A 21,972-nucleotide genomic window follows, 5' to 3' on the forward strand; every position below is an offset into this window, starting at 1 on the left:
ATGCAATGTGCGTTATCGAACCGACAACAGCGAACATTAAGCACATCGTCCTGATAGAAAAGCATTGTTTTATGAGCTGTGCTGTACACATTCATCAGGATGTAACCCGTGACTCTTTTTTTTCAGACGCCCTTATTTCGTCGTGTGCACCAACACAATGCCTCTATGGCATTATGGCGTTCATCCTCGCCAGTACGTGAAGAATTGTTTAGTGCAGAACGGCTCGAACAGCACGCGGGTAGTCTAGCACTGGCGCAAGTCGTGACAGCAAGCCCACCCAAAGTGGCGTCGTTAACGCGCCGCCTAAACGATAATGCCCGCGTATTACTTGCTGCTTACCGCGCTTGCGCTGTCACGCTGGCAGAAGGTCGAGAGGTCGTTCCCGCCGCCGCTTGGTTACTTGATAATTATCATCTCATCGAAGCACAAATTCGTGAAATTCGCGGTGACCTTCCACCGGGTTATTACCGACAGTTACCAAAGCTTGCAGAAGGCCCCTTTGCGGGTTATCCACGCGTATTTGGTATTGCATGGGCTTTTATTGCACATACCGATAGCAATATAGAACTCTCTAACTTACGTGCATTTATTAAATCTTACCAACGCACTCAGCCACTAACGATTGGAGAATTATGGGCAGTTGCGATAACGCTTCGTATTGTATTAGTCGAGAATCTACGCCGTCTTGCCGACCAGATTATTACTGAACAAACGGCGCGCGATGCAGCGGACGCACTAGCGGCTAAGTGGTTTGCTACTGAAAATGACTCACCAATAAGCAACGACTCTTCCAATCGTTATTCACCTTACAGCGAGTCGATTAACAACGAGTCGATTAACAACGAGTCAATTAACAACGAATCAGTTAATAGCGTTTCGACAGATGACTGTTCAACGAGTAATGACTCAGCTAGTTATACATTCTCCTCCTTTACGTCTCAGAAAACACCACTGTCGGCGCCTTTTATAGCTCAATTAGCCAAACGTTTACGCGGTGTTAACCCCCATACCAATGCACTCGCCTGCTGGCTTTTTGAGCAGCTTAATCGCCAGGGCGAATCTATCGATGATGTCGTGCAAAGTACCCAGCAGTGCCAAGGGGCGTCGAACGTTACTGTGCGCAACATCATCACTAGTATGCGTTTTATCTCCAGCACCGATTGGGCTGAGCTTTTCGAAAGTGTCAGCTTGGTAGACGCAAAATTACGCGAACACAGTCGCTTTGCGCAGTACGATTTTTCAACACGCAATCAGTACCGCGTTGCAGTGGAAGAGCTCGCCCGTGGCTCAGCCTATACCGAGTTAGAAATCGTTGAGCATACGCTAACGCTATCAAGAGAAGCACTGCCACTTACCGATGATGTCCACGAGACAGCAAGAGTTGAAGACCCCGGTTATTTTTTGGTGGCGGCAGGTAGGAATAGGTTAGAAAAACGCCTTAACTTTCGCCCACCATTGAAACGGCGATTTCGTCAGCTACTGTTGAAAAATGGCATCAATGGCTACGTCATAATGCTGACAGCGACTACCGTCGCTTTGATGGCCTTAGCCGGGTGGTTGCTGTTATCAATGCATTCAGGCGAGGTGTCGTCACGTTGGTTATTGTTATTGGCAGCCCTGGGCATCCTGCCCACAATTGAGTTCGCTACGTCTATCGTCAATCGTTTCGTTATTTATAATATCGGTGCACAGCCACTGCCTAGCCTAGATCTTTCCAAAGGTGTTCCCCCCTCTCTTCGCACGCTGGTGGCGATGCCAACGCTACTGACCAATGAAGCCGACTTACAAGAGCAACTTGATCGGCTTGAGGTGCATCATCTAAGTAGCGGTGGCGGTGCCATTAGCTATGCACTTTTGACCGATGGCGTTGATGCACAGCAGGCAGAACTAGCCACCGATGAGGCACTGTTGAGCATTTGTGAAAAACGCATTGAGGAATTAAACAAACGCTACTGTGCTTCCAGCCATGAAAAGCGCTTCTTCTTACTACACCGCAACCGCGTCTACAACGCAGGTGAACAATGCTGGATGGGATGGGAGCGCAAACGGGGCAAGCTTCATGAGCTCAATAAACTGTTACGTGGCGCGACGGACACGACCTTCAGAACCCCACCTTCCCTACCAAGAAATGTGCACTATATTCTGACGCTGGACGCCGACACACGCCTGCCAAGAGGAGCCGCGAGCAAGCTGATTGGCAAAATAGCCCACCCGTTAAATCATCCTCGATTTGATACGCAGCAAAGGCGGGTAGTGGAAGGCTATGCAATTTTGCAACCACGCGTCACTCAATCGATGCCTACAGGCGAAAGAGGCTCTACCTATCAACAGCTGTGCTCTTCACCAGGAGGCATTGACCCTTATGCCGCCGCCATTTCCGATCTTTATCAAGACTTAGTGGGTGATGGCTCGTTTGCTGGTAAAGGTATTTACAATATTGATGCCTTTGAAGCTTCACTAGCGGGCCGTATCGCTGAAAACAGCCTGCTGAGCCACGATATGTTTGAGGGCATTTTTGCCCGTGCGGGATTGGCATCAGATATTGAAGTCATAGAAGACTTTCCAGACCGTTATGATGTGGTGGCCAAACGCCAACACCGCTGGGTGCGAGGGGATTGGCAGTTACTCCCTTGGCTACTAACAGCCTCGTTACCGCCTTCAGGGCGCTTGAAAATACTCGGCAATCTACGCCGATCACTGCTCCCCCCCTTACTGTTAGCCTGCTTTGCGGTGAGCTGGCAACTGCCTGTCATGATGGCCGTTGTCAGCAGTTTAATGATTATTATGGTCATTAGCATACCGGTCTTACTGTCGTTAATAACGTCGTTCGCTCCACTGCGCGCAGGCGTCAATCTCCGTTACCACTTCCAACAATGGCGGGACGAACTAACGCTGGGATTGAAGCAAATTTTGCTGCAGCTGATGTTTCTCCCTGACCAAGCATGGCGGATGCTAGATGCCATTGTTAGCACGCTGACACGGGTTTTTATAACTCGCCGTCATTTATTAGAGTGGACATCGTCTGCCCAAACGATGAAATGCCCACACCTGACCGTTTGGGGTTTTTATCGGCACATGGCGCCCGGTACGTTACTTGGCATAGCCGTTGCCTTTAGTGCGTTATGGTTTAACAGTAGTGTTTGGCTAATGGTCTTGCCGATCGCACTACTATGGACAGCAGCGCCTGCGCTAGCGACTTGGCTAAGCAGTACGACTAGTATTGCGTACCAACCTCTTATAGCAGAAGAAACTGCCCGTGAACTTCGGCTAATTGCCCGCAGAACCTGGCGCTACTTTGAAACTTTTGTAACTACATCGACCAATTTGCTGCCGCCGGACAATTTTCAGGAAGTGCCTAAGCCGGTGATCGCCCAGCGAACGTCACCGACCAATATGGGCCTCTACCTGCTGTCGATACTGGCGGCACGTGATTTCGGCTGGATCGGTCATCTCAACGCGCTAAGCCGTATAGAAACGACGCTTGCCGTCATGCATACCCTGCCCCGCTATCGTGGTCACTTCTTTAACTGGTATGCAATCGATGACCTGCGTCCGCTAAACCCTCGCTATGTATCTACTGTCGATAGCGGCAACCTTGCTGGACACCTCATTACCCTCGCCAACGCTTTGGAAACCTGGCAAGACACGACATTTCAACCTGATCCTTGCCAAGCACTAGCCGATACATTAGCGCTGGCATTTGAAGCACTTAAATTTGAAGAACTTAAATTTGAAGAACTTAAGCGCGCTTCTCAATCAATAGAAAAATCCCTGCCCACTAAACCGCTCACTGAACAGCTTGAGAAAGTCGCCACTCTATTAAGCGAAAATAAAACGTCTCCATTAGATTTGGAAGCCCTCACAAAACATACAAAACAAGCACTTAAAATAGCCAGCGACCTGTTTAATGGCCATCACGACCGCAATAGTGAAGATGACAATAAAAATAGGGGTAATAAAGATAGGGGTAATAAAGACAGGGGCAAGGATGATGGCGAAGATGTGGTTTTTTGGGTGACAGCCCTACATAAAACGGCGGCTCAGCATAACGCTGACCACAGAAAAACATCAATTGCCATCAGCGCGCATGGCGAGCGGCTACAGCAACTGGCCAGTAAAGCCCGACGGCTTGCCCTCAGTATGGATTTTGCGTTTCTTCTCAACCCTGAGCGGCAGTTACTGTCGATCGGCTTCTCGCTGGACGACGTTAGCCTGGACACAAGCTGCTATGACCTGCTGGCTTCAGAGGCACGGCTGGCCAGCCTGTTCGCCATTGCCAAAGGCGATGTAGCCACTCGCCACTGGTTCCGACTAGGGCGCGCCGCAACCCCGTTAAAAGAGGGTGCGGCGATGATTTCCTGGTCAGGCTCCATGTTTGAATATCTGATGCCCTCGCTAATAATGCGCGCACCCGCTGGCAGCCTATTGGAGCAAACTAACCGCCTAGTAGTTAAACGCCAGGAAACATACGCCGCACAGTTTTCAGCTCCTTGGGGTATTTCTGAGTCAGGGTATAACGCACGGGACATAGAGCATACTTATCAATATTCCAATTTTGGGGTGCCTGGATTAGGGCTAAAGCGTGGTCTATCGGCCGATTTAGTGGTCGCGCCATACGCAACGGGGTTGGCGGCAATGATCGACCCAGAAGGGGCCTTCAAAAATTATCGCCGCCTTGCAGAAATGGGCGCGCTAGGACGCTATGGCTACTACGAAGCGCTAGACCTGACCCGCTCACGGCTCCCCAAAGACGTTAAGCTGGTAATTGTGCGCAGCTACATGGCACACCACCAAGGCATGACCATCGTTGCCATCGCTAATACGCTTCACCATGGGCAGATGCGACAACGCTTCCACCGCGAACCAATGATTCAGGCGAGCGAGCTATTGCTTCAAGAGCAGATTCCAAGGGATGTGGCTATTGCTTACCCCCGTGCTGAAGAGGTGAAATCAACCGCTAGCCAAACCATCAACGAAGCACAAACCGTGCGCAAACTTTCAACCTGCGCCAACGGACCTCCGGCGACCCACCTGCTCTCAAACGGCAACTACTCTGTCATGTTGACCGCAACAGGTGGCGGCTACAGCCGATGGCACAATCTTGCCATCACTCGCTGGCAACCAGATACCACTCGAGATCACTGGGGAAGCTTTATTTTTCTCCGCGATACGCGACGTCCAAGCGTTTGGAGTGCAACAGGACAATACCTGGAATCACATACCGGCGCTAATGACGACGACAACCACGTGTTGTTTGCTGAAGATTATGCCCGCTATGTGCATCGTCACGAGTCTATTTCAAGCCACTTGGACATCCTGGTGTCTGGGGAAGATAACAGCGAAGTACGCTTGCTAACACTAGCCAACAGTGGACGCCAAACCTGCGATATTGATGTTACAACTTATGCAGAATTAGTACTCACCACGCCGAGTACCGACAACGCTCACCCTAGCTTCGCCAAAATGTTCGTGGTCACTGAATACCTCCCCGCATTTAATGCCCTTGTGGCTACTCGGCGACGGCGGGACCCCAGCGAAGCACAAGTGTGGGTAGCTCAGTTCGCCGTCGTGGAAGGCGATACCGTTGGAGATTTCCAATACGAGACCGACCGCGAGCAATTTATTGGCCGGGGCCACCGTATTTCCGCAGCAACGGCACTTGCTGAAGGCCAACATTTATCAGGTACGGTGGGGAGTGTCATTGACCCCATTTTTGCATCACGCTACTGCCTGAGAATCAAGCCAGGCAAAGCCGCCCATATTGCTTACTGGACGGTCGTTGCCGACTCACGTGAAGCGCTGATGGATTTAATTGACAAACATCATGACGTTAGCGCCTTTGAGCGAGCAAAAATGCTCGCTTGGACTCAGGCACAAGTGCAACTACGTCATTTGGGCACTCAGCCAGAGGAGGCCGCTGACTTTCAGCGGTTAGCTGCCCCACTGCTCTATCCAGACGCACGCTTTAGAGCACCTCAGAAAGCGATTCAAAGCGGCGCAGCTCAACAATCGCTGCTATGGCAACACGGGATCTCCGGCGATTTACCCATCGTATTGCTCCGGATTCAATCCACTGATGACTTGCCACAATTGCATCAATTACTTCGTGCCCATGAGTATTGGCGCATGAAACGTCTCGAAGTCGATGTCGTCATCATCAATGAGCGTGCAACCTCTTACATTCAAGATCTACAGCAAGCCATTGAAGCCACGATTCTCAGCAGTCAGGCAAGACCCCGACTTCACAGTGGCGATGCCCAGGGAACGGTCTATGCCTTAAGAGCCGATCTAGCAAGCGCCCAGTCATGCTCTCAGCTTCAATCGGTTGCTCGCGTGGCGCTGATAGCACACCGAGGATCAATTGCCGATCAGCTGTCTATTATGTTGTCCCGACAGAGCACCGAGAAGCCTCCGCTTGTCATTACTAAACGTGCTCTCCCCAGACAATTGATGGATAAGGCCCACAATCCTCACCAGTTTAAGCGGCCTACACTTGAGCTTTTTAATGGTTGGGGCGGGTTTGCAAAGCAAGGACGAGAGTATGTCATCATTCTAGAAGCGGGCAGCTCGACACCAGCGCCCTGGATTAATGTCATTGCACATCACCAGTTCGGGTTTCAAGTATCAGCAGAGGGCGCTGGCTATCTGTGGGCAGACAGCAGCCGAGAAAACCAACTGACACCATGGAGTAATGACCCCGTTATTGACCCAAACGGTGATGTTATTTATGTCCGGGATGAAGAATCACTGGCGCTTTATACGGCAACGGCAAGCCCGATTCGTGATTCAGGCCGTTACATTGCGCGCCATGGTTATGGCTATAGTCAATTTGAACATCATACTGATGGGCTTAGCTTATCGCTGCTGCACTTCGTGCCGCGAGATGCTCCGTTGCGCATCTCGCGGTTGAGAATAACAAATCATTCAAACAGGACGCGCAAGCTCTCTGTGACTGCTTATGCAGAGTGGGTTTTGGGCACGTCGCGAAGCACATCAGCCCCCTTTCTTATCACATCGCAAGCAACAGAAAGCGGTGCGTTGTTAGTTACCAACCCATGGAATGCCGCCTTCCCAGGCCGGGTGGCTTTCCTCGATATTGGCGAGCAACCTACGCAATGGACAGGCAATCGCAGTGAGTTTATCGGTTACGGCAAACACTTAGCTGAACCGGCTGGGTTACGGTGTAAAACGCCGCTTTCTGGCACGTTAGGCGCCGGGCTAGACCCCTGCGCTGCGCTTCAGCGTCCCGTGACGCTCGTCCCAGGAGAAACCGTCGACATTATCGTACTGCTTGGTCAGGGTGGCTCCAATGACGAAGTTGCCGAGCTGATTGCCCGTTTTCGTGATGCTGACATTGATGCTGAGCTTGCCAACATTCACGACCATTGGAATACCCAGCTCAATGCCATACAGGTCAAAACACCTGATCGGGCAATGGACATCATGTTAAACGGCTGGTTGCTGTATCAGACCATCGCCTGTCGTTTAACAGCTCGCTCAGCGTTTTACCAAGCCAGCGGTGCCTATGGCTTCCGCGATCAGTTGCAAGATTGCATGGCATTGACGTTTAGCAATGCTGCTACAACGCGCCAGCATTTACTGCGGGCGGCTTCACGTCAATTCCCTGAAGGGGATGTACAGCACTGGTGGCTGCCCCATTCCGGACAAGGCGTGCGCACGCGTATCTCTGACGACCGGGTTTGGTTGGCCTACGCCTGCGCGCGTTATCTCGCAACAACCCAGGACATAGCAGTGCTTGACGAGCCGGTGAGCTTTTTAGACGGCGCGCAGTTGTCATCGCATGAGCACGAACACTTTTTCCAGCCAACCACCTCACTGGAAGCCGCCCCACTGTTTGAACACTGCGCACGCGGTCTTGATATTACCCTTTCGCAACTGGGTGAACATGGTTTGCCGCTGATAGGCGGCGGGGATTGGAATGACGGCATGAACCGGGTGGGTGCTGAGGGCAAGGGAGAAAGTGTATGGCTAGGCTGGTTGCTGCTTAAAACACTTCATCACTTTGCGCCAATTGCCGAACAGCGCGAGGCCCAAGCCTGCCACGCGGATGAACCCCAACGCGCCGTTCGTTGGTATGAACATGCTAAGGCGCTACGCATAGCAATTGAAAACAGCGCTTGGGATGGCCAGTGGTATCGTCGAGCGACTTACGACAACGGCATTTGGCTGGGCAGCAAACAAAGCGATGCATGCCAGATTGATTCCATCGCCCAATCATGGGCGGTGCTTTCCGGCGCCAGCGACCCTGAACGGTCGACGCTCGCAATGCACTCGCTGGAGCGCGAACTCATTCTGCATGACCCGCAGTTAGCGCTGCTTTTTTGGCCTCCCTTTGATCACCCTAAGCAGGACCCCGGCTATATAAGCGGCTACCCGCCTGGTATGCGCGAAAATGGTGGGCAGTATAGCCATGCTTCAATGTGGGCAATTTTGGCCTTCACCCAACTGGGTGAAGGTGACAAAGCACATCAGCTATTTACACTGCTTAACCCCATCAACCATGCCACCACCACGGAAACGGCTACCCGCTATCGCGTTGAGCCTTATGTGGTGGCTGCTGATGTGTACTCTGTGGCTCCCCATGTGGGTCGAGGAGGCTGGACATGGTACACCGGCGCCGCCGGTTGGATGTATCAAGCCGGTATGGAGGGTATTTTAGGCATTCGCCGGGAAGCTAGCTGGCTGGTAATTTTTCCATGCCTGCCAGCGAGCTGGCCGCATTTTAGTGCTGACATTACCCTTGACCAATCGCACTATCATATCAAGGTGATCAACGCGCAAGCTTCTCCAGCAATGTTAGGCCAGAATCTATCAAGCCAAACGCTATCAAGTCTGACCCTATCAAGCTCAAGCCAAGCCCTCACTGCAACACTGGATGGCGTTTACTTAGTAGAAACAGGGGTTGGCATGCCTATTAGGGTGCCGCTAGATAATCAGCATCATCAACTAGAGATAGTTATCCGGCGATGCGCCCCTGCATAATGACGATGCGATGACTAATTATTTAATTTCTTGTATAACTTTTATGAATGTATTTCTTTATACGTTAGGGGAGCAATTACTCTACGCGCCCCTAGCAAGCAAGCGGGGTCTTTCGTTCAAATTAATTTTTTGAAATATTTCTAGTTTGCGATTGAATCTCTCGAAACAGTGTATTAGCCTCGTGAGGGTACAAGAGGCGTACAAAAGAGCGTCGAATTTAATACAGCACAGCATTTGTAAACGTTAGCATTTGAAACCGTTAGCATTCACAAGGAGTCGTGGCATGCAACCTAACCAGCTAAGCGATATTTCCCGAAAAGGCCTCCAACTGGCCATTCAAGAGATCAGGGAAGAAATGTTTGATACCCCAGAATGCGATTACACCATCGCCAAACTGCTTAGCCATTGCGGCCAGTTTGAAACAGCTGAACGTCATATCGACGAAATGTTGCTGAAGTGGGGTGCATCACCAGAGGTAACTCGTCTGACCGAGCAGGCCTACACCGATCTAGTGACGTTTAGTGCTGATAATACCGAGTCATTATCTTCTAGCGCGCCAAGCCGTCATTCCTCTGCCGAAGTGACTTCTCAACTACCTGCTATTGCATAACCAATATTGGCGTGTACTAAACAAAACGGCTTGCCCTAATCCCTCAGAATCACCAGTGAGGACGCTGCTAAGGCGGCAAGCCGTTCGATTTTTTTAGTCGAGGTGATCCAACGTCACCACAAGATCCTGGGTTGATACGTCTACATTCCAAAAGGTGTAACTATCCTCATCTTCATCGACTAAACGAATATCGAAGATAGGACTGTTATAACCCGTAATTGTCACCCGTTGTGTGTCACCATCCATCAGAACATCATTGCCGAGTACATCTTCTTCCCAGCTTTTCGAGTCTGCGGGGCTTACGTACATATAGTAAAGGGTATAACCCGTACGATTAGTAATATCTACGTAATAGTCAGCAGCCATGACAAGCGAAGAGCTACACAGCATCAGCAGTGCAGCCAATAACACTTTTATGCGCATCGATATGTTCCTTATTTTTTTTCTTTTGAGAGAAACAGCAGGTCACAACGTCGTCGCTAAGTGCAAAACCTAGCCACCGGCGCAGTATATCGATAAACACTCATTTAAGTGAGCCGCTACTTAACATTTTTTATCACTACAATGGCCGAGTTCTGCGTAACGATGCCTTTCCTGACCAATGGTGGACACACTCTACAATTGACATCCCACTGTTCTTTATATAGAACGTTCTATAAAAGGAACAGTAGGGTAGCAGTATGGACAAGCAATCATTAATCACGCTAGGCAAGCATTTGCAGTCTTTGCGTCAAGCGCAAGGCTGGTCACTCTCCTATTTAGCTAACGCCGCTGGCATTGCCAAATCAAACCTGTGTCGTCTTGAGCAAGGTAATGGTAACCCCACCCTGGACACTCTCTGGCGATTAGCCGTTCAACTTAATGCGCCGTTTGGCACGCTAGTGGCGCCTATTAGCGTTCCCCTTGGCGAAGATGGCGTGCAGGTGCAGCTGATTGATCAGGGCAAAGGTTCACCACAAGTAGATGCTTACTGGATGCGCTGCGCGCCCCATACCCTGCGCCACGCTGAAGCTCACACACTTGGCACCCAAGAAACGCTAACCCTAATTAGTGGCTGGCTGGAAGCAGGTCCAGTGGGAGCCACCACCGTGCTAACGCCCGGAGAGACCAAAACGTTTCCCGCCGACCAGCCGCACTGCTACCGCACCCAAGACCATGAGGCCACCCTGCTACTCACCGTTACTTACGGTGAACAAAGGGACGCACCATGAATCATGCCATCCATTCCCCCTGGCGTAGCGCGCTACAAGGCGTGCGCGAAGCCATCCCGCTGTTGGGCGGCTATATTCCGGTAGCCCTGTCGTTTGGGTTAGTGGCTAGCCAGGCAGGTTTCAGCACCTTGGAAGCCACCGCTATATCCGCCCTGATTTATGCAGGCGCTTCGCAGTTTCTGTTTGTAGGCATGATCGCCACCGGCGCGCCGCTATGGCTGGTAGTGGCGATGACGCTACTAATTAACGTGCGCCATGTGGTGTATGGCCCCAACCTTGCTGAGCTGTTGCCGCGCAGCCGCCACTGGCCATGGCTAATGCATGGCCTCACCGACCAAGTGTTTGCCTTGGCCTTGACCCGGCTTCCACAGCTGCCTGACGTAAAGCGCTTTAGCTGGTTTGTCGGCGCATCACTGCTTGCATGGGGCGCATGGATTGTGGGTACAACGGTGGGGGCCACGGCGGGCGAGGCCTTTACCGTCCGCTGGCCACTACTCGGGGAGATCATGCCTTTCGCACTGCCTGCTCTATTCTTAACCATGGTGGCACCCCGCTTCACCAATAAACGCTGGGCAGCCGCCATGGGGTGCGCCATTCTGGCCGCGCTAGGCTTAACCATCGCGGGGTGGAGCAACGTGGCTATTCCGCTGGCTGCCGCTTGCGGCGCGCTATGCTTCTATACGGTCAAACTCCAAACCCAGAGGCGACCAGTATGAGCTTCGAATTATGGCTAGCCGTGGCAGTTTGCGCTATTGGCACCCTACTGATGCGCGTGGTGCCGTTCTTGTGGATGCAGCGCCGTCTGGGTAGCGATACAGGCATTAACACCATGCCCCAGTGGCTGGGTATTCTTGGGCCATTAATGATTGCCGCCGTGCTGGGAGTTTCCATTGTGCCGGTCAACCCAAATGCCATTTCATGGCTAGCCACCGCCATCGGGCTTTCCGTGACGCTACTGGTATGGTGGCGGCTACGCTCGTTAGGCTGGCCCGTGGCGGCAGGTGTTGCGGTGTTCGGCTTGGTGGAGATCGTTGCGACGCTTTAACGCGTCGCTGATTGCTCCATCAAATACTCCGCGACGGCTTGGTAAGCGGGCAGTGAAGTGGGGTCGTTCGCCGCATTGCCCGCCACGGGATGTGAGGCAAAGCGCACAATGACCATCTCAGCGGTGGGGTCAATGTAAATCGTTTGCCCATGCACGCCTCTCGCAGCAAAGGCACCATGCTCGTTATGCAGCGACCACCACATACCTCGGTAGCTGCCACCCGGCAAATAGCGGTAACCCGCGGCGGCAAATGCCTGTCTGTCCCCCCCTTGACGAATACGCTCAACGGCCGCTGCAGGAAATAGCCGCTCGCCATTCATCACACCTTCATTAAGCACTAACTGTCCTATCCTGGCCATGTCCCTCAGCCCTGCACTTAAGCCGCCACCCGCAAACGGCGTACCGATAGAGTCCACGGTAAAGTAGCCATCCTGTTCAGCCCCCATGCGTTGCCAGATGCGTGATGAAAGCAGCGATGTCACCGACTCTCCCGCGGTACGCGCAATTACCCACCCCAGCGCATCGGTATTGATTGTTTTATAGCCAAATACCTGCCCATGCTCACCTTCCGGCTCTACCGTCGCTAAATATTCGTAATAAGTTCGCGGCCCAGTGTAATCGTCTGGCTTAGGTAGTGGGCTTGCTGCTGCATTGTAAGCCCAGATTTCAGCGTTAGGGTCACTGTAATCTTCGCTGTAAGCAAGGCCCGTGGTCATCTCAAGTAGCTGTTTTACGGTGGCGCTACCAAAAGCACTGTCGGCCAGTTCTGGCAAAATATCGCCTACTAGCGCCTGCTCATCCAGTGCGCCTTCGGCCACTAGAATTTCACCTAGAAGCCCAGTCATGGATTTAGTGACCGACATTGCGCCATGCTTGCCCGCTTCATCCAAACAGCCGGAATAGGTCTCATACACCACCTGCCCCTGATGAAGAATCAGCAGACCATCGGTGTAGTTTTCGTTTAGCGATGCCTGCCATGTCATAGGTTCGCTGCCGTCTATCGGCGTAAAAGTAACATCATTGATTGCATCGTCTAATGCATAGCTAAACGGCACCGGAGCGCCCAAGCCACGACTAACCTGCTTAGTAGGCAATAGCTCGCGGAAGTGACACACCGTCCAGCGCATTTTGGGGAAGCTAAAGTAGTTGGAGTCCGGCTGGCCAATCACCCGCTCTGGGGCGGGCGGAAAGCCCTGCATCCATCCCAAGCGGTTAGGGTCGGAATCTTCAGCACTTAACAACACGGTGCTGGCCTGCTGGGCGCTAACAGAGGCTGCCCCACTAAGGAACACAGCGGAAAGCATAAGCGTGAATACAGAGGTAACGTGGCAGCGTAGAGGTGGCATCACCGACTCCTTGGTTAGCTGTTTAACACCCAATTAAACAGGCGATGCACCCAGTATAGATAGAAACGCCGTTTGCTTAACAGCATGGCGGACATGCGAACACCACAACCCCAGCCGTTAGCTGGGATTGTGGTGCTAGATAAACAATAAATTGGCGCTGCTTTCCTTGCAGCGCGCAGTGCAACGTCCTGTTTAAGCAACTCCTTTGCCCCACTGATACTGATAGTAGGCGTTAAATTAGTCGCCTACTGTGCGTTGGCGAACACTATCGAAGAAATAGTGATAGCTGACTGTATTTATGTCGCACCCATCGGCTTAAACAGCGCTATGTGCGATAGCGTACAGAGATTGCCTCCTGAGCCTCTATACTTGAGAGGCATGTGCCTATCACTAGCCTTACATAACCAACCGTAATCAACACTTGCGTGACAGCTAGGAATAATCGGGGGTATTCAATGCTTGAACCGCATGTTTTTCAGAAAAATGCATTGCTTGGCTTATTACCAGAGGAAGAACTAAGACGCCTAATGCCCCACTTTGAGGAGGTGGCGCTTACCTTGGGGCAGTCACTATGTGAATCAGGACAGCACATGAATCATGTCTACTTTCCGCTGGACTCCATCGTCTCGTTGCTATGCGTAATGGAGAACGGTGCCTCAACGGAAATCGCCGTTGTCGGCTATGAAGGAGTCGTGGGCGTGTCGCTATTTATGGGCGGTGAGACCACGCCCAGCCGAGCGATTGTGCAGAGTGCTGGAAAGGCGTTACGTCTAAAGGGCCAGCTGCTCAAAAACGAGTTCTACCGCGCAGGAACCATGCAGCGACTGCTGTTACGCTATACCCAAGCCCTGCTAACACAAATGGCTCAAACGGCGGTTTGCAATCGCCACCATAATCTTGATCAGCAGCTATGCCGCTGGCTACTACTCAGCCTAGACCGGCTGTGGGGCAATGAACTGATCATGACACAGGAATTAATTGCCAACATGCTGGGCGTTCGTCGTGAGGGGGTTACCGAAGCAGCAGGTAAACTGCAAAGGGCTGGCCTGATCGCTTATCACCGTGGGCATATTAATGTGTTGGATCGGCAAGGCCTTGAAGAGCGTGTATGTGAGTGCTATTCGGTCGTCAAAGACGAGTACGACCGCCTGCTTAACCACCATAACGTTATGTGAACAATTAGGCGCAGCCACTAACGTATTACAAAAAACAGCAGCGCCTTGTGTACGCTAGCGTGCCGACGCTTGATTAACCTAATGGTAATATGTAGGTAGTCCGTTGTTGATAAATGATGGCCTATCTGCAGCCGACATCGAAATGATTACCCCCCTCATTGTGCCGTTTGCCAGGTTTTTCTAATAACCGGAGAGGCACATGACATCTGTTTTTCACGCTACCGATGCCAATCAATTACTAGCTGAGCTACCTACCGCTGAGCGGGATGCGTTGATGGCCATCTGCGACACCGTACAGCTCTCATTTGGAGAAGTGCTGTTCCAGCCCACCGATACCATCACCCATGTCTACTTCCCCATCGATAGCTTCATTTCACAGATTGTTATTCTGACGATGGACAGCCGGCTGGAAGTCTCGATGGCAGGACGTGAGGGCATGCTAGGCATTTCACTGGTGCTCGGTATCGCAGAAACACCGTTGCTCGCATTAATCCAAGGTGAAGGGCTAGCTCTGCGCATTAACGCGGCCAGCTTTCAACAGCTGCTGCTAAACGCACCTGTATTGCACCAGCGGCTAAAACGATACCTCTACGTGGTTATCAGCCAACTGGCTAACTCAGCGGCCTGTATTCATTTTCATCGAATTGAAGAGCGCCTCGCCCGCTGGCTTTTAATGACCCAAGATCGCGCCAAGTCGGATAGCCTGCAGCTGACCCACGAGTTTTTAGCCATGATGCTAGGCGTACGCCGAGCTGGTATTACGCTCGCGGCCATTGCGCTGCAAACACGCGGCCTTATCCGTTATCACCGTGGTGAAATTATCATCATTGATCGCTCAGGCTTAATCAAAGCCGCCTGCAAATGCTATACCGATGACTGCGCACTTTATACTAGGATGTTGATGCGCTAGGGAAACGCTGACCGGTCTACGCCCTGGCCCTGCTAATAAACTAACTCACCTCGTCGCCCTTATTTGAACTGGCGACGCTTTTCACACCCTGGGAGATAAGCGAAAGCACCGCCCTAAGGCGATGCTTCCTCTACTGCAATGTTGCCAAGGTACGGCTACTTAAATTTTACCCAAGTACTGCATCTCATCCAGCATGTGAGTAGGTACATCTTCAATCAGTACCAACGTGATTTCAGAGTCGCCATCGGTAGTGGTAGCTACGCCTTCACCTAGCGATGCATTGAGAGTATCAGGCGTAAGGTTGTACATTGCGCCAGTAAGAGGGTCGACAATTAACCAACCAATTAGACCACCGAAAATTATGTTTCCGCCGATATACCAACCATTGGGGCTGGAGTTAATCATCATTGTGCGGCTTTCATAACCCTCTTTGGCAATCTCAACGGTATATGTTTTACCGCCGAAATAGCTTCCATCTGATTTACGCAACTGCACTGTTGTTGGTGTATTTCCGGAATGCACTTGCATACTGCGCTCATCCGTAATTACCACATTTGCATTGCTCGGACTGCTGTTGATCGTGATGCTTTGCTCCTTTTCGCCTACAATAGTGGCGCACCCTGTCATCAACGATACGGTGGCAATAGCAGCAGTCATCTTAAGCATTTTCATTACAATGATCCCTTTTGATTCATGTTCTTCTTAGCGGCTTCTGCCACTTTTCTATTACGCGGACACCATGGCCGCACATCTGGCGTTATGCCAAATTCTTTATTCTCAATAACGTTCTCAAACCACTTGAGTATTATTCTTGCCCTAGCGGAACCCATCGTGGGTTTATAATAATCTGTAAAGTAAGTGGTTAATGCTTTAGTTATCCAGTGGGAATAAAGTAACTTTTCACTTACTTCTCTCGTCTATGTGTTCCCACACCCGTCCGTAGTATATTGGGCACACAGGCTCTGGCCTCATAGTTACAGTACAAAGCTCATGGCATCTTTTAACACAACCTCATTATTACAATGGTCGATACCGCTCATAATCTTTCTAGAGGTAAAGACTGCCAGTGTCCTTATTTCAACTAAAGGCGGGGCAAAAAGCGTTGTAAGGAGAGCGAACGAAAGCTCCGACATTTCGTGTCTTATTATATCCAACATGCTAAGCATGTGAGCGCTTACTAATAATAGTGAGGATATCATTATACTGGCAGAAGAAAAAGTCTATCTTACCAACACTTAACTAAATCATTAGTATTAGCTTAATCAAGCAAAGCGACAATAAACGTAGGCGAACCGGACTTATTGGGAAAAATACTCTCTCGTGGGCTTTTTAAGCCATTTTTGATGCTAACACCGGCAGCCCATCAAAAATTCGAGTGCGACAGCACAGATGTTCAACCCAATCCATGTAGTGCCACACTATGGCATCGCCGCGCTTATTTAATAGCCGTAGAAACAGTGCCGTGTCCAAGAGAGTCGCTAAGTTTTGTGAGGCACGTTAAACTATATTAACTTTCATCATGACTGCTAGGGTTGGCATCACCGTGTCATATACTTGCGATCAGCTCTTTCGCCATATGACGCTTCTTCAGCTGATTCCACGTAACCCTGGTCGAATGACCACCCTAGTGCTGAAAAAGAGCTCTGCTGATTTGTTGTATATGCCTGGCGCACTGCCCGTTCATAACACGGCTAAGTCACTTTAAGGAGATAGCCATGCTCTGCTTTGCATACGGCTCTAACATGTCTACCAAGCGCTTAGCAGCCCGCATTCCGGCACGCTTTGTGACCACTGCCCTGCTGCCTTCCTATCGCCTTGCTTTTCACCAGCGTGGCGGGGACGGTTCAGGCAAATGTGATATCGTGCCAGCATCAGAGCAATCAGCCGTGTATGGCGTAATTTGGGAAGTAGCTTCTCACCACAAATTGACATTAGACCGCTATGAAGGACTTAACGTTGCCTATGATGAAACCTGGCTAACGGTGACAGACCTCACTGGCGAAGGGCAGTTTGAAGTGCAAGCGTATGTTGGCAAAACGAGCGCTATCGGTATGCGACCTTATAGCTGGTACAAGCATCATGTATTGGCCGGTGCGTGTGAGCATGGCCTGCCAGCAGCTTATATTCGTGCACTTGAGCGCATAGAAGCCCACCAAGACCCCGATAACGAACGCCACGCACTTGAAATGGCCCTACACGAGCTCGATGAGCCGTTAATCAGGGGGCATCATGGATAATGATGCACGCTTACTCGCGTTTTATTATGGGGAGGGTCACGACCATAAAGGGCGCCATCTTGACGATATCTGGGCACTTTCTTCATTCTGGTTAGAACATACCCACGACTATATACAGTGGCTATTTCCAATTCCTGAAGCAGGCCGTTTTAATGGCTTTGCGCCGCTATTAACTCCTAAGATACAAGCAGCGTTTGAGCATGAAGCGCGTTTACGCCAACACCAGCAGCGCTCGCTTGATGTGATGCTAGCCTTCTATGGACTTCAGCGTGACGATAGCGTCATAACCGCTCAGCCCACCTTGTCAATTCAGACGCATAATTGGTTAAAAGCCGGTGGCCACAATCACCTGCGTATCACCCGCATCATTCGGTCGTTAGCGCTATGTCACCAGCCAAATCTTGCAAGCGCATTGCAGCACGCCGTTATCGATAATGGCACTCGTCATGGTGTGGTATCGGAAACGTCAATCCAGTTTTGGCGAAACGCCATTTAAAACAGCTTTCCATCTGTTCCTACTACCAACACTCTATTGAACAAGAAATAATGCAAAAATCGCCTACATAGAAGGCAGTATTGTTCCCCAGCTATTCGCCATTGAAGCCTACAAAATCAGCCATAGAAGCAATCTTCGTGCTAAAGGGCTTGGCCTGGCAACGTTTGGGCTGTTATGAATTGAAGGGGGGAGGTTTCCAAATGAGCATTTTTGAAAAACTGCAATCATCGCTTACTTACTCATCAATATAAAAACATAACCGCCGCAAAAGCTTCCATGTCATGCACCTATTCTGAGCGGACCAAAAGCAATCTCAGGATGTGGGAATCGATCTGCCGTATTCCTTTAAGAGCAACTGGTAACAAAAAAAGCATCGACCAGCAGCACTGCCCCCCGCCTCTCATCATCCAACTCGCAAGAAAAGCTGTCCTGGATCAATGAAGCGACGGCCACTAATAAGGCAAGCTGAAAGCCTGACTTAGGAGAGTTCATCATGTATCGACTCACTCAGACATAACCCACGCAACGCACAGGAGGTCGCTGGCTGACCCTCCTGCTCGCACTGCTGTTGGCGATAGTCACGATGTCGAGTCACGGCGCCATGGAGAACCATCAAGTCGATTGCGGTGCCACTGCCGAGTGGATGTTGGATAATGGCCACTCGGTTGACGGCCGTTCAGGTGACAGCCAAAGCGTAGAGCATGACCATAACGCCTCATCCTGCGTCACCTGCACCACCGCCATGAGCCAGACGCGATTGCTCGTGCTTGGCCCGGAACGCCTAGCTAACTCACCGGCCATGGCGTTATCCCCACAGTTTCCGCTTACCCCCAGACGCCCTCCCAGAACCTGATCGAACGTAGACGATCTGCCATCGGTTCGCGACACACTCTCGCGTCCAACATTACGTTCATCAGGAGTTAAACATGTCTATACGTTTCTCATCGCTCGCAATAGCGCGCCAAGCATCCCTGCCTTCCCCATTTTCGCTCAACGGGAAGCAACGGCTCCTCGGCTGGCTCATGGCCGCTGGACTGGCCCTATCCTCAACCCCGACGCTCGCCAGCGCCCTGCCCGCGGGAGTCGTCGTCACCGCCAACGAGCATGGTGCCTCCCTCACACACCTCAATTTGACGAATGGTGATGCCACTAACCAATCCATCGGCATTGCGCCCCACAATGTCCAGGTCAGCGCTTCCGGCCGTTACCTGATGGCCGTTGGCGAAGCGAAATCCAACGACCATGGCCACGGTGGCGAGCATGCCCACGGTGATGCCACCGGCAGGCTCAAGCTCTACCCAGCCAATGATCCAACCGGCAGCCCCGTGGCCAGTATCGAGGTGGGCAGCCATCCAGCCCATGTGGTCAGCGACTGGGAGGGCCGATTCGCTTACGTCACCAATGCCGGAGGTAACAGCCTCTCAGTCATCGACCTGGAGGCTGGCGCCGTTATCAACCGCCATGACACTGGCCAGGGTCCCAACGGCGTGACCTGGGTTGGCCACTGAGGAGGTATGACCATGATTGCACACTGCACTGCCCTGATAGGCAACCTGCCCTGGCTGGCCTGGATCATGCCCGTTGCCATGCTCAGCTTGCTCGGCCTCGGCATAGCCGCCCTTGCCAAGTACCTCTTCTCTTCCTCTCGCACGTCCCGTAACCATCCGGAGGCCCGCTCATGAACCGTCTTGGCCCTACTCTCCTGCTCTCCGCCACCCTACTGCTGGGCACTGGGCACCGCTCAGGCCGCCTTGCCCGTCGAAGCGACCATGTTTAAGAACCCACAATGTGGCTGCTGTGACGAATACGCTCGACAACTTGAGGATCGCGGGGTAACGGTGAAGATCGTCGACAATATTGAAGTGGGCAAGATCAAACAGAGCATCGGCCTGCCTTATGATCTCGGCTCCTGCCACACCCTCCAAATGGGCGACTACGCCATCGAAGGGCACGTACCCTTCGAAGCAGTGGAGAAGCTCTTTGAGGAACGCCCGGACACCCGTGGCATCGGCCTAGCTGGCATGCCTATCGGCACCCCCGGCATGCCGGGGCCCAAACAGGGTGACTGGGATGTCTATCAGTTCCGCAACGGAGAGGCCGCGCACTTCATGACCCTCTGATCGAAACTAGAACCCCACTAGCAAGAAATGCCGCTTCCAATAGTTGAGAAGCGGCGTTAATCACGTCTATCTAAGCTCCATCAGCTAGTAGGCCTCATGGATAATCCTTATGCCTATACGATCCGTCCGGCTAGCGTTGCTAAATTTCGACAGTCACGGCTAGAACAAGGGCTTTCACCCAATACCGTTAACCACGATATAGCTTATCTTCGCGCTGTTTTTAACGTACTCATACAGCTAGGGGAATGGCATGGTGACAACCCCTTTGCCTCGATCAAAGCCATACGGCTACCAGAACGCGAACTAAGCTACCTTACCCATGAACAGATCAAAGCCCTATTTGAGCAGCTAGAGCAGTCGCGTAACAAGCACGTCACTCTAATAGCTACTTTATGCCTGGCTACTGGAGCCCGATGGAGTGAAGTCCAATTTCTGCGCGCTGAATTGGTTAGGGATGGCCGTGTTACCTATGTCGACACCAAAAATGGCCGAAGTCGTTCGGTGCCTCTCTCTGACGAGCTTTACCAACGTCTCAAATCACACGGGCCGCAGATCGGACGGCTATTCCCACGCGATGCCTACTAAGCGTTTACCAATGCTATTAAGAACGCAGGTATTACCCTGCCTAAAGGACAGCGCACACACGTTTTGCGGCACACATTCAAAAACCACTGCGTAGTAAACGGCGGTAACTTACTAACACTGCAAAAAATAATGGGACACCAAAGCATACAAATGACCATGCGTTATGCACATGTAGCCCCTGACCACCTGACGGAAACCGTCACGTATGGGCCAAAATTTTAGGCTGTAGACAGTTTGTAGACACTGGCAAAAAAGATACAGCGGGGGAAGGCACTTAGGAGGGTAAGTCTTTGATTTAATGGTGGGCCCAGTAGGACTTGAACCTACGACCAAGGGATTATGAGTGCAACCAAACAAACTTTGGGATCGCGCCTGCAATGCGTAAACAAAGTCTTTTCAATGAGTTAGGATTTTCCATGGTTTACATTACTCACATGGTTTTCACCCTGTTAGCAGCCAAATGGCAACCGCATGACAACCAGCTGGCAACCAAATCACTGCCAGCCACGGCAAAATATAGGGTCGATAATTGATAACTCAAAATGTACTATGTACACTAAAATACGCACTGGCTAAAAGAAGTCCCCTAACATGAGTCATGCGATTGAATTTATCGAAACCCCGACGTTCACCCGCCAGATTCAGGTCATTGCCACAGACGACGAATTAAAGGAGCTACAGCGCACTCTGATTGCTCAACCCGACAAAGGTGACCTGATTCAAGGTACGGGAGGTCTGCGCAAAATACGCATGGCGTTGGGCAACCAAGGCAAGAGCGGCGGAGCCAGGGTTATCTACTTTTTGGCAACGGCAGAAAGAATTTATCTAATACTGGCCTACCCAAAGAGCGTCAAAGACAGCTTAACGCCCGCTGAAAAGGCCGCCCTGAAAACACTGACCCACCAATTGAAGGGGGAGATTTCCAAATGAGCATTTTTGACGAGCTGCAATCATCACTGCAGGAAGCCGTTGAGATCAAACAAGGCAAAGCGCAGGCCAGCCGTATCACTCGCCATGAGGTGGCTGATGTGAAAGCTATCCGCGACAAGCTTCATGTATCTCAGGCTGAGTTTGCCAAAGCTATGGGAACCAGTGTAGACACCATCAAAAGCTGGGAAACCAAGCGCCGTAACCCAACGGGGCTAGCCGCTAAGGTACTGGCGACGATTCAGGACAACCCAGCCTTTTTCAACGAGCTTGCTTCGCATTAGCGCTTTTTTTATAAAGCAAATGC

The 21,972-nt window shown here is 51.4% G+C and carries 19 protein-coding genes and 1 pseudogene; 14 read left to right on the forward strand and 6 right to left on the reverse strand.

Going from position 1 to position 21,972, the window contains the following annotated elements:
• Positions 1–108 precede the first annotated feature (108 nt).
• Together CR46_RS18330 and CR46_RS0113175 are read left to right on the forward strand one after the other, a co-directional pair.
• Positions 109–9,003, forward strand: a complete 8,895-nt coding sequence (locus CR46_RS18330; RefSeq protein WP_030073638.1) for a GH36-type glycosyl hydrolase domain-containing protein — start codon at positions 109–111, stop codon at positions 9,001–9,003.
• A 283-nt stretch (positions 9,004–9,286) separates the two neighbouring features.
• Entirely contained in the window at positions 9,287–9,613 is a 327-nt protein-coding gene (locus CR46_RS0113175; protein WP_030073640.1) for a hypothetical protein, read from the forward strand.
• Positions 9,614–9,706: 93 nt separating this feature from the next.
• Here CR46_RS0113175 and CR46_RS0113180 read toward each other — a convergent pair whose 3' ends face one another.
• Positions 9,707–10,036: a hypothetical protein gene (locus tag CR46_RS0113180; protein WP_030073642.1), complete on the reverse strand. Its 330-nt coding sequence runs from the start codon at positions 10,034–10,036 to the stop codon at positions 9,707–9,709.
• Between the two features lie 257 nt (positions 10,037–10,293).
• Between CR46_RS0113180 and CR46_RS0113185 the strand changes: the two genes are divergently transcribed.
• The 3 genes from CR46_RS0113185 to CR46_RS0113195 are packed head-to-tail and all read left to right on the forward strand — an operon-like array spanning position 10,294 to position 11,869.
• Positions 10,294–10,824, forward strand: coding sequence for a helix-turn-helix domain-containing protein (locus CR46_RS0113185; RefSeq protein WP_030073643.1), 531 nt, complete (start codon positions 10,294–10,296; stop codon positions 10,822–10,824).
• Positions 10,821–11,540: an AzlC family ABC transporter permease gene (locus tag CR46_RS0113190; RefSeq protein ID WP_030073644.1), complete on the forward strand. Its 720-nt coding sequence runs from the start codon at positions 10,821–10,823 to the stop codon at positions 11,538–11,540. The genes CR46_RS0113185 and CR46_RS0113190 overlap by 4 nt, the downstream gene beginning before the upstream one ends.
• Positions 11,537–11,869 carry an AzlD domain-containing protein gene (locus tag CR46_RS0113195; protein WP_030073646.1) on the forward strand — a complete coding sequence of 111 codons (333 nt, stop codon included), beginning with the start codon at positions 11,537–11,539 and terminating at the stop codon, positions 11,867–11,869. Before CR46_RS0113190 ends, CR46_RS0113195 begins: the two co-directional genes overlap by 4 nt.
• Here the strand turns inward: CR46_RS0113195 and CR46_RS0113200 are convergent.
• Positions 11,866–13,215 (reverse strand): serine hydrolase domain-containing protein, encoded by a 1,350-nt coding sequence (locus CR46_RS0113200; protein WP_084180483.1) that lies wholly within the window; start codon positions 13,213–13,215, stop codon positions 11,866–11,868. The two genes, CR46_RS0113195 and CR46_RS0113200, sit on opposite strands and share 4 nt — an antisense overlap.
• 455 nt (positions 13,216–13,670) lie before the next feature.
• On the opposite strand from CR46_RS0113200, the gene CR46_RS0113205 reads away from it, so the two are divergent.
• Positions 13,671–14,390 (forward strand): Crp/Fnr family transcriptional regulator, encoded by a 720-nt coding sequence (locus CR46_RS0113205; protein ID WP_030073648.1) that lies wholly within the window; start codon positions 13,671–13,673, stop codon positions 14,388–14,390.
• A gap of 199 nt (positions 14,391–14,589) precedes the next feature.
• Positions 14,590–15,300 carry a Crp/Fnr family transcriptional regulator gene (locus CR46_RS0113210; RefSeq protein WP_030073649.1) on the forward strand — a complete coding sequence of 237 codons (711 nt, stop codon included), beginning with the start codon at positions 14,590–14,592 and terminating at the stop codon, positions 15,298–15,300.
• Between the two features lie 159 nt (positions 15,301–15,459).
• Here CR46_RS0113210 and CR46_RS0113215 read toward each other — a convergent pair whose 3' ends face one another.
• Complete coding sequence (locus CR46_RS0113215; protein ID WP_030073651.1) at positions 15,460–15,972, reverse strand: peptidase associated/transthyretin-like domain-containing protein; 513 nt, start codon at positions 15,970–15,972, stop codon at positions 15,460–15,462.
• A 1,043-nt stretch (positions 15,973–17,015) separates the two neighbouring features.
• On the opposite strand from CR46_RS0113215, the gene CR46_RS0113225 reads away from it, so the two are divergent.
• Together CR46_RS0113225 and CR46_RS0113230 are read left to right on the forward strand one after the other, a co-directional pair.
• A complete protein-coding gene (locus CR46_RS0113225) occupies positions 17,016–17,537 on the forward strand; it encodes a gamma-glutamylcyclotransferase family protein (RefSeq protein WP_035536730.1) in 522 nt (173 codons plus the stop codon).
• A complete protein-coding gene (locus CR46_RS0113230; RefSeq protein ID WP_030073658.1) occupies positions 17,530–18,033 on the forward strand; it encodes an opioid growth factor receptor-related protein in 504 nt (167 codons plus the stop codon). Before CR46_RS0113225 ends, CR46_RS0113230 begins: the two co-directional genes overlap by 8 nt.
• A gap of 345 nt (positions 18,034–18,378) precedes the next feature.
• Here the strand turns inward: CR46_RS0113230 and CR46_RS18335 are convergent, their stop codons facing one another.
• Positions 18,379–18,528, reverse strand: coding sequence for a hypothetical protein (locus CR46_RS18335; RefSeq protein ID WP_156963068.1), 150 nt, complete (start codon positions 18,526–18,528; stop codon positions 18,379–18,381).
• A gap of 58 nt (positions 18,529–18,586) precedes the next feature.
• On the opposite strand from CR46_RS18335, the gene CR46_RS0113240 reads away from it, so the two are divergent.
• A complete protein-coding gene (locus CR46_RS0113240; protein ID WP_264431479.1) occupies positions 18,587–18,886 on the forward strand; it encodes a hypothetical protein in 300 nt (99 codons plus the stop codon).
• Positions 18,887–19,079: 193 nt separating this feature from the next.
• On the opposite strand, the gene CR46_RS0113245 is transcribed toward CR46_RS0113240, so the two are convergent.
• Positions 19,080–19,385: a hypothetical protein gene (locus tag CR46_RS0113245; RefSeq protein ID WP_156963069.1), complete on the reverse strand. Its 306-nt coding sequence runs from the start codon at positions 19,383–19,385 to the stop codon at positions 19,080–19,082.
• 69 nt (positions 19,386–19,454) lie between these two features.
• Positions 19,455–19,697, reverse strand: coding sequence for a hypothetical protein (locus tag CR46_RS0113250; RefSeq protein WP_030073664.1), 243 nt, complete (start codon positions 19,695–19,697; stop codon positions 19,455–19,457).
• A gap of 105 nt (positions 19,698–19,802) precedes the next feature.
• Between CR46_RS0113250 and CR46_RS17810 the strand changes: the two genes are divergently transcribed.
• From CR46_RS17810 to nadS, 4 genes and pseudogenes are all read left to right on the forward strand, one after another.
• Entirely contained in the window at positions 19,803–20,153 is a 351-nt protein-coding gene (locus tag CR46_RS17810; protein WP_232222390.1) for a DUF411 domain-containing protein, read from the forward strand.
• Between the two features lie 75 nt (positions 20,154–20,228).
• Positions 20,229–20,960, forward strand: a pseudogene (locus tag CR46_RS17815) (phage integrase); the annotation flags it as partial.
• Between the two features lie 369 nt (positions 20,961–21,329).
• Entirely contained in the window at positions 21,330–21,668 is a 339-nt protein-coding gene (locus CR46_RS0113270; RefSeq protein WP_030073665.1) for a type II toxin-antitoxin system RelE/ParE family toxin, read from the forward strand.
• Entirely contained in the window at positions 21,665–21,949 is a 285-nt protein-coding gene (gene nadS / locus CR46_RS0113275; protein ID WP_030073667.1) for a NadS family protein, read from the forward strand. Before CR46_RS0113270 ends, nadS begins: the two co-directional genes overlap by 4 nt.
• Positions 21,950–21,972 lie beyond the last annotated feature (23 nt).

The organism is Vreelandella neptunia, from assembly GCF_000712975.1.
Lineage (GTDB): Bacteria > Pseudomonadota > Gammaproteobacteria > Pseudomonadales > Halomonadaceae > Vreelandella > Vreelandella qaidamensis.

Bases quoted from the DNA above. Each gene is read 5' to 3' on its own strand.
- CR46_RS17810 (WP_232222390.1), top strand. From the start codon at position 19,803: ATGTTTAAGAACCCACAATGTGGCTGCTGTGACGAATACGCTCGACAA.
- CR46_RS0113175 (WP_030073640.1), top strand. From the start codon at position 9,287: ATGCAACCTAACCAGCTAAGCGATATTTCCCGAAAAGGCCTCCAACTG.
- CR46_RS0113225 (WP_035536730.1), top strand. From the start codon at position 17,016: ATGCTCTGCTTTGCATACGGCTCTAACATGTCTACCAAGCGCTTAGCA.
- CR46_RS0113245 (WP_156963069.1), bottom strand. From the start codon at position 19,385: ATGGCTGCCCACCTCGATACTGGCCACGGGGCTGCCGGTTGGATCATT.
- CR46_RS0113195 (WP_030073646.1), top strand. From the start codon at position 11,537: ATGAGCTTCGAATTATGGCTAGCCGTGGCAGTTTGCGCTATTGGCACC.
- nadS (WP_030073667.1), top strand. From the start codon at position 21,665: ATGAGCATTTTTGACGAGCTGCAATCATCACTGCAGGAAGCCGTTGAG.
- CR46_RS0113180 (WP_030073642.1), bottom strand. From the start codon at position 10,036: ATGCGCATAAAAGTGTTATTGGCTGCACTGCTGATGCTGTGTAGCTCT.
- CR46_RS0113215 (WP_030073651.1), bottom strand. From the start codon at position 15,972: ATGAAAATGCTTAAGATGACTGCTGCTATTGCCACCGTATCGTTGATG.
- CR46_RS0113230 (WP_030073658.1), top strand. From the start codon at position 17,530: ATGGATAATGATGCACGCTTACTCGCGTTTTATTATGGGGAGGGTCAC.
- CR46_RS0113210 (WP_030073649.1), top strand. From the start codon at position 14,590: ATGACATCTGTTTTTCACGCTACCGATGCCAATCAATTACTAGCTGAG.
- CR46_RS0113250 (WP_030073664.1), bottom strand. From the start codon at position 19,697: ATGGTTACGGGACGTGCGAGAGGAAGAGAAGAGGTACTTGGCAAGGGC.
- CR46_RS0113200 (WP_084180483.1), bottom strand. From the start codon at position 13,215: ATGCCACCTCTACGCTGCCACGTTACCTCTGTATTCACGCTTATGCTT.
- CR46_RS0113190 (WP_030073644.1), top strand. From the start codon at position 10,821: ATGAATCATGCCATCCATTCCCCCTGGCGTAGCGCGCTACAAGGCGTG.
- CR46_RS0113205 (WP_030073648.1), top strand. From the start codon at position 13,671: ATGCTTGAACCGCATGTTTTTCAGAAAAATGCATTGCTTGGCTTATTA.
- CR46_RS0113270 (WP_030073665.1), top strand. From the start codon at position 21,330: ATGAGTCATGCGATTGAATTTATCGAAACCCCGACGTTCACCCGCCAG.
- CR46_RS18335 (WP_156963068.1), bottom strand. From the start codon at position 18,528: ATGATGAACTCTCCTAAGTCAGGCTTTCAGCTTGCCTTATTAGTGGCC.
- CR46_RS0113185 (WP_030073643.1), top strand. From the start codon at position 10,294: ATGGACAAGCAATCATTAATCACGCTAGGCAAGCATTTGCAGTCTTTG.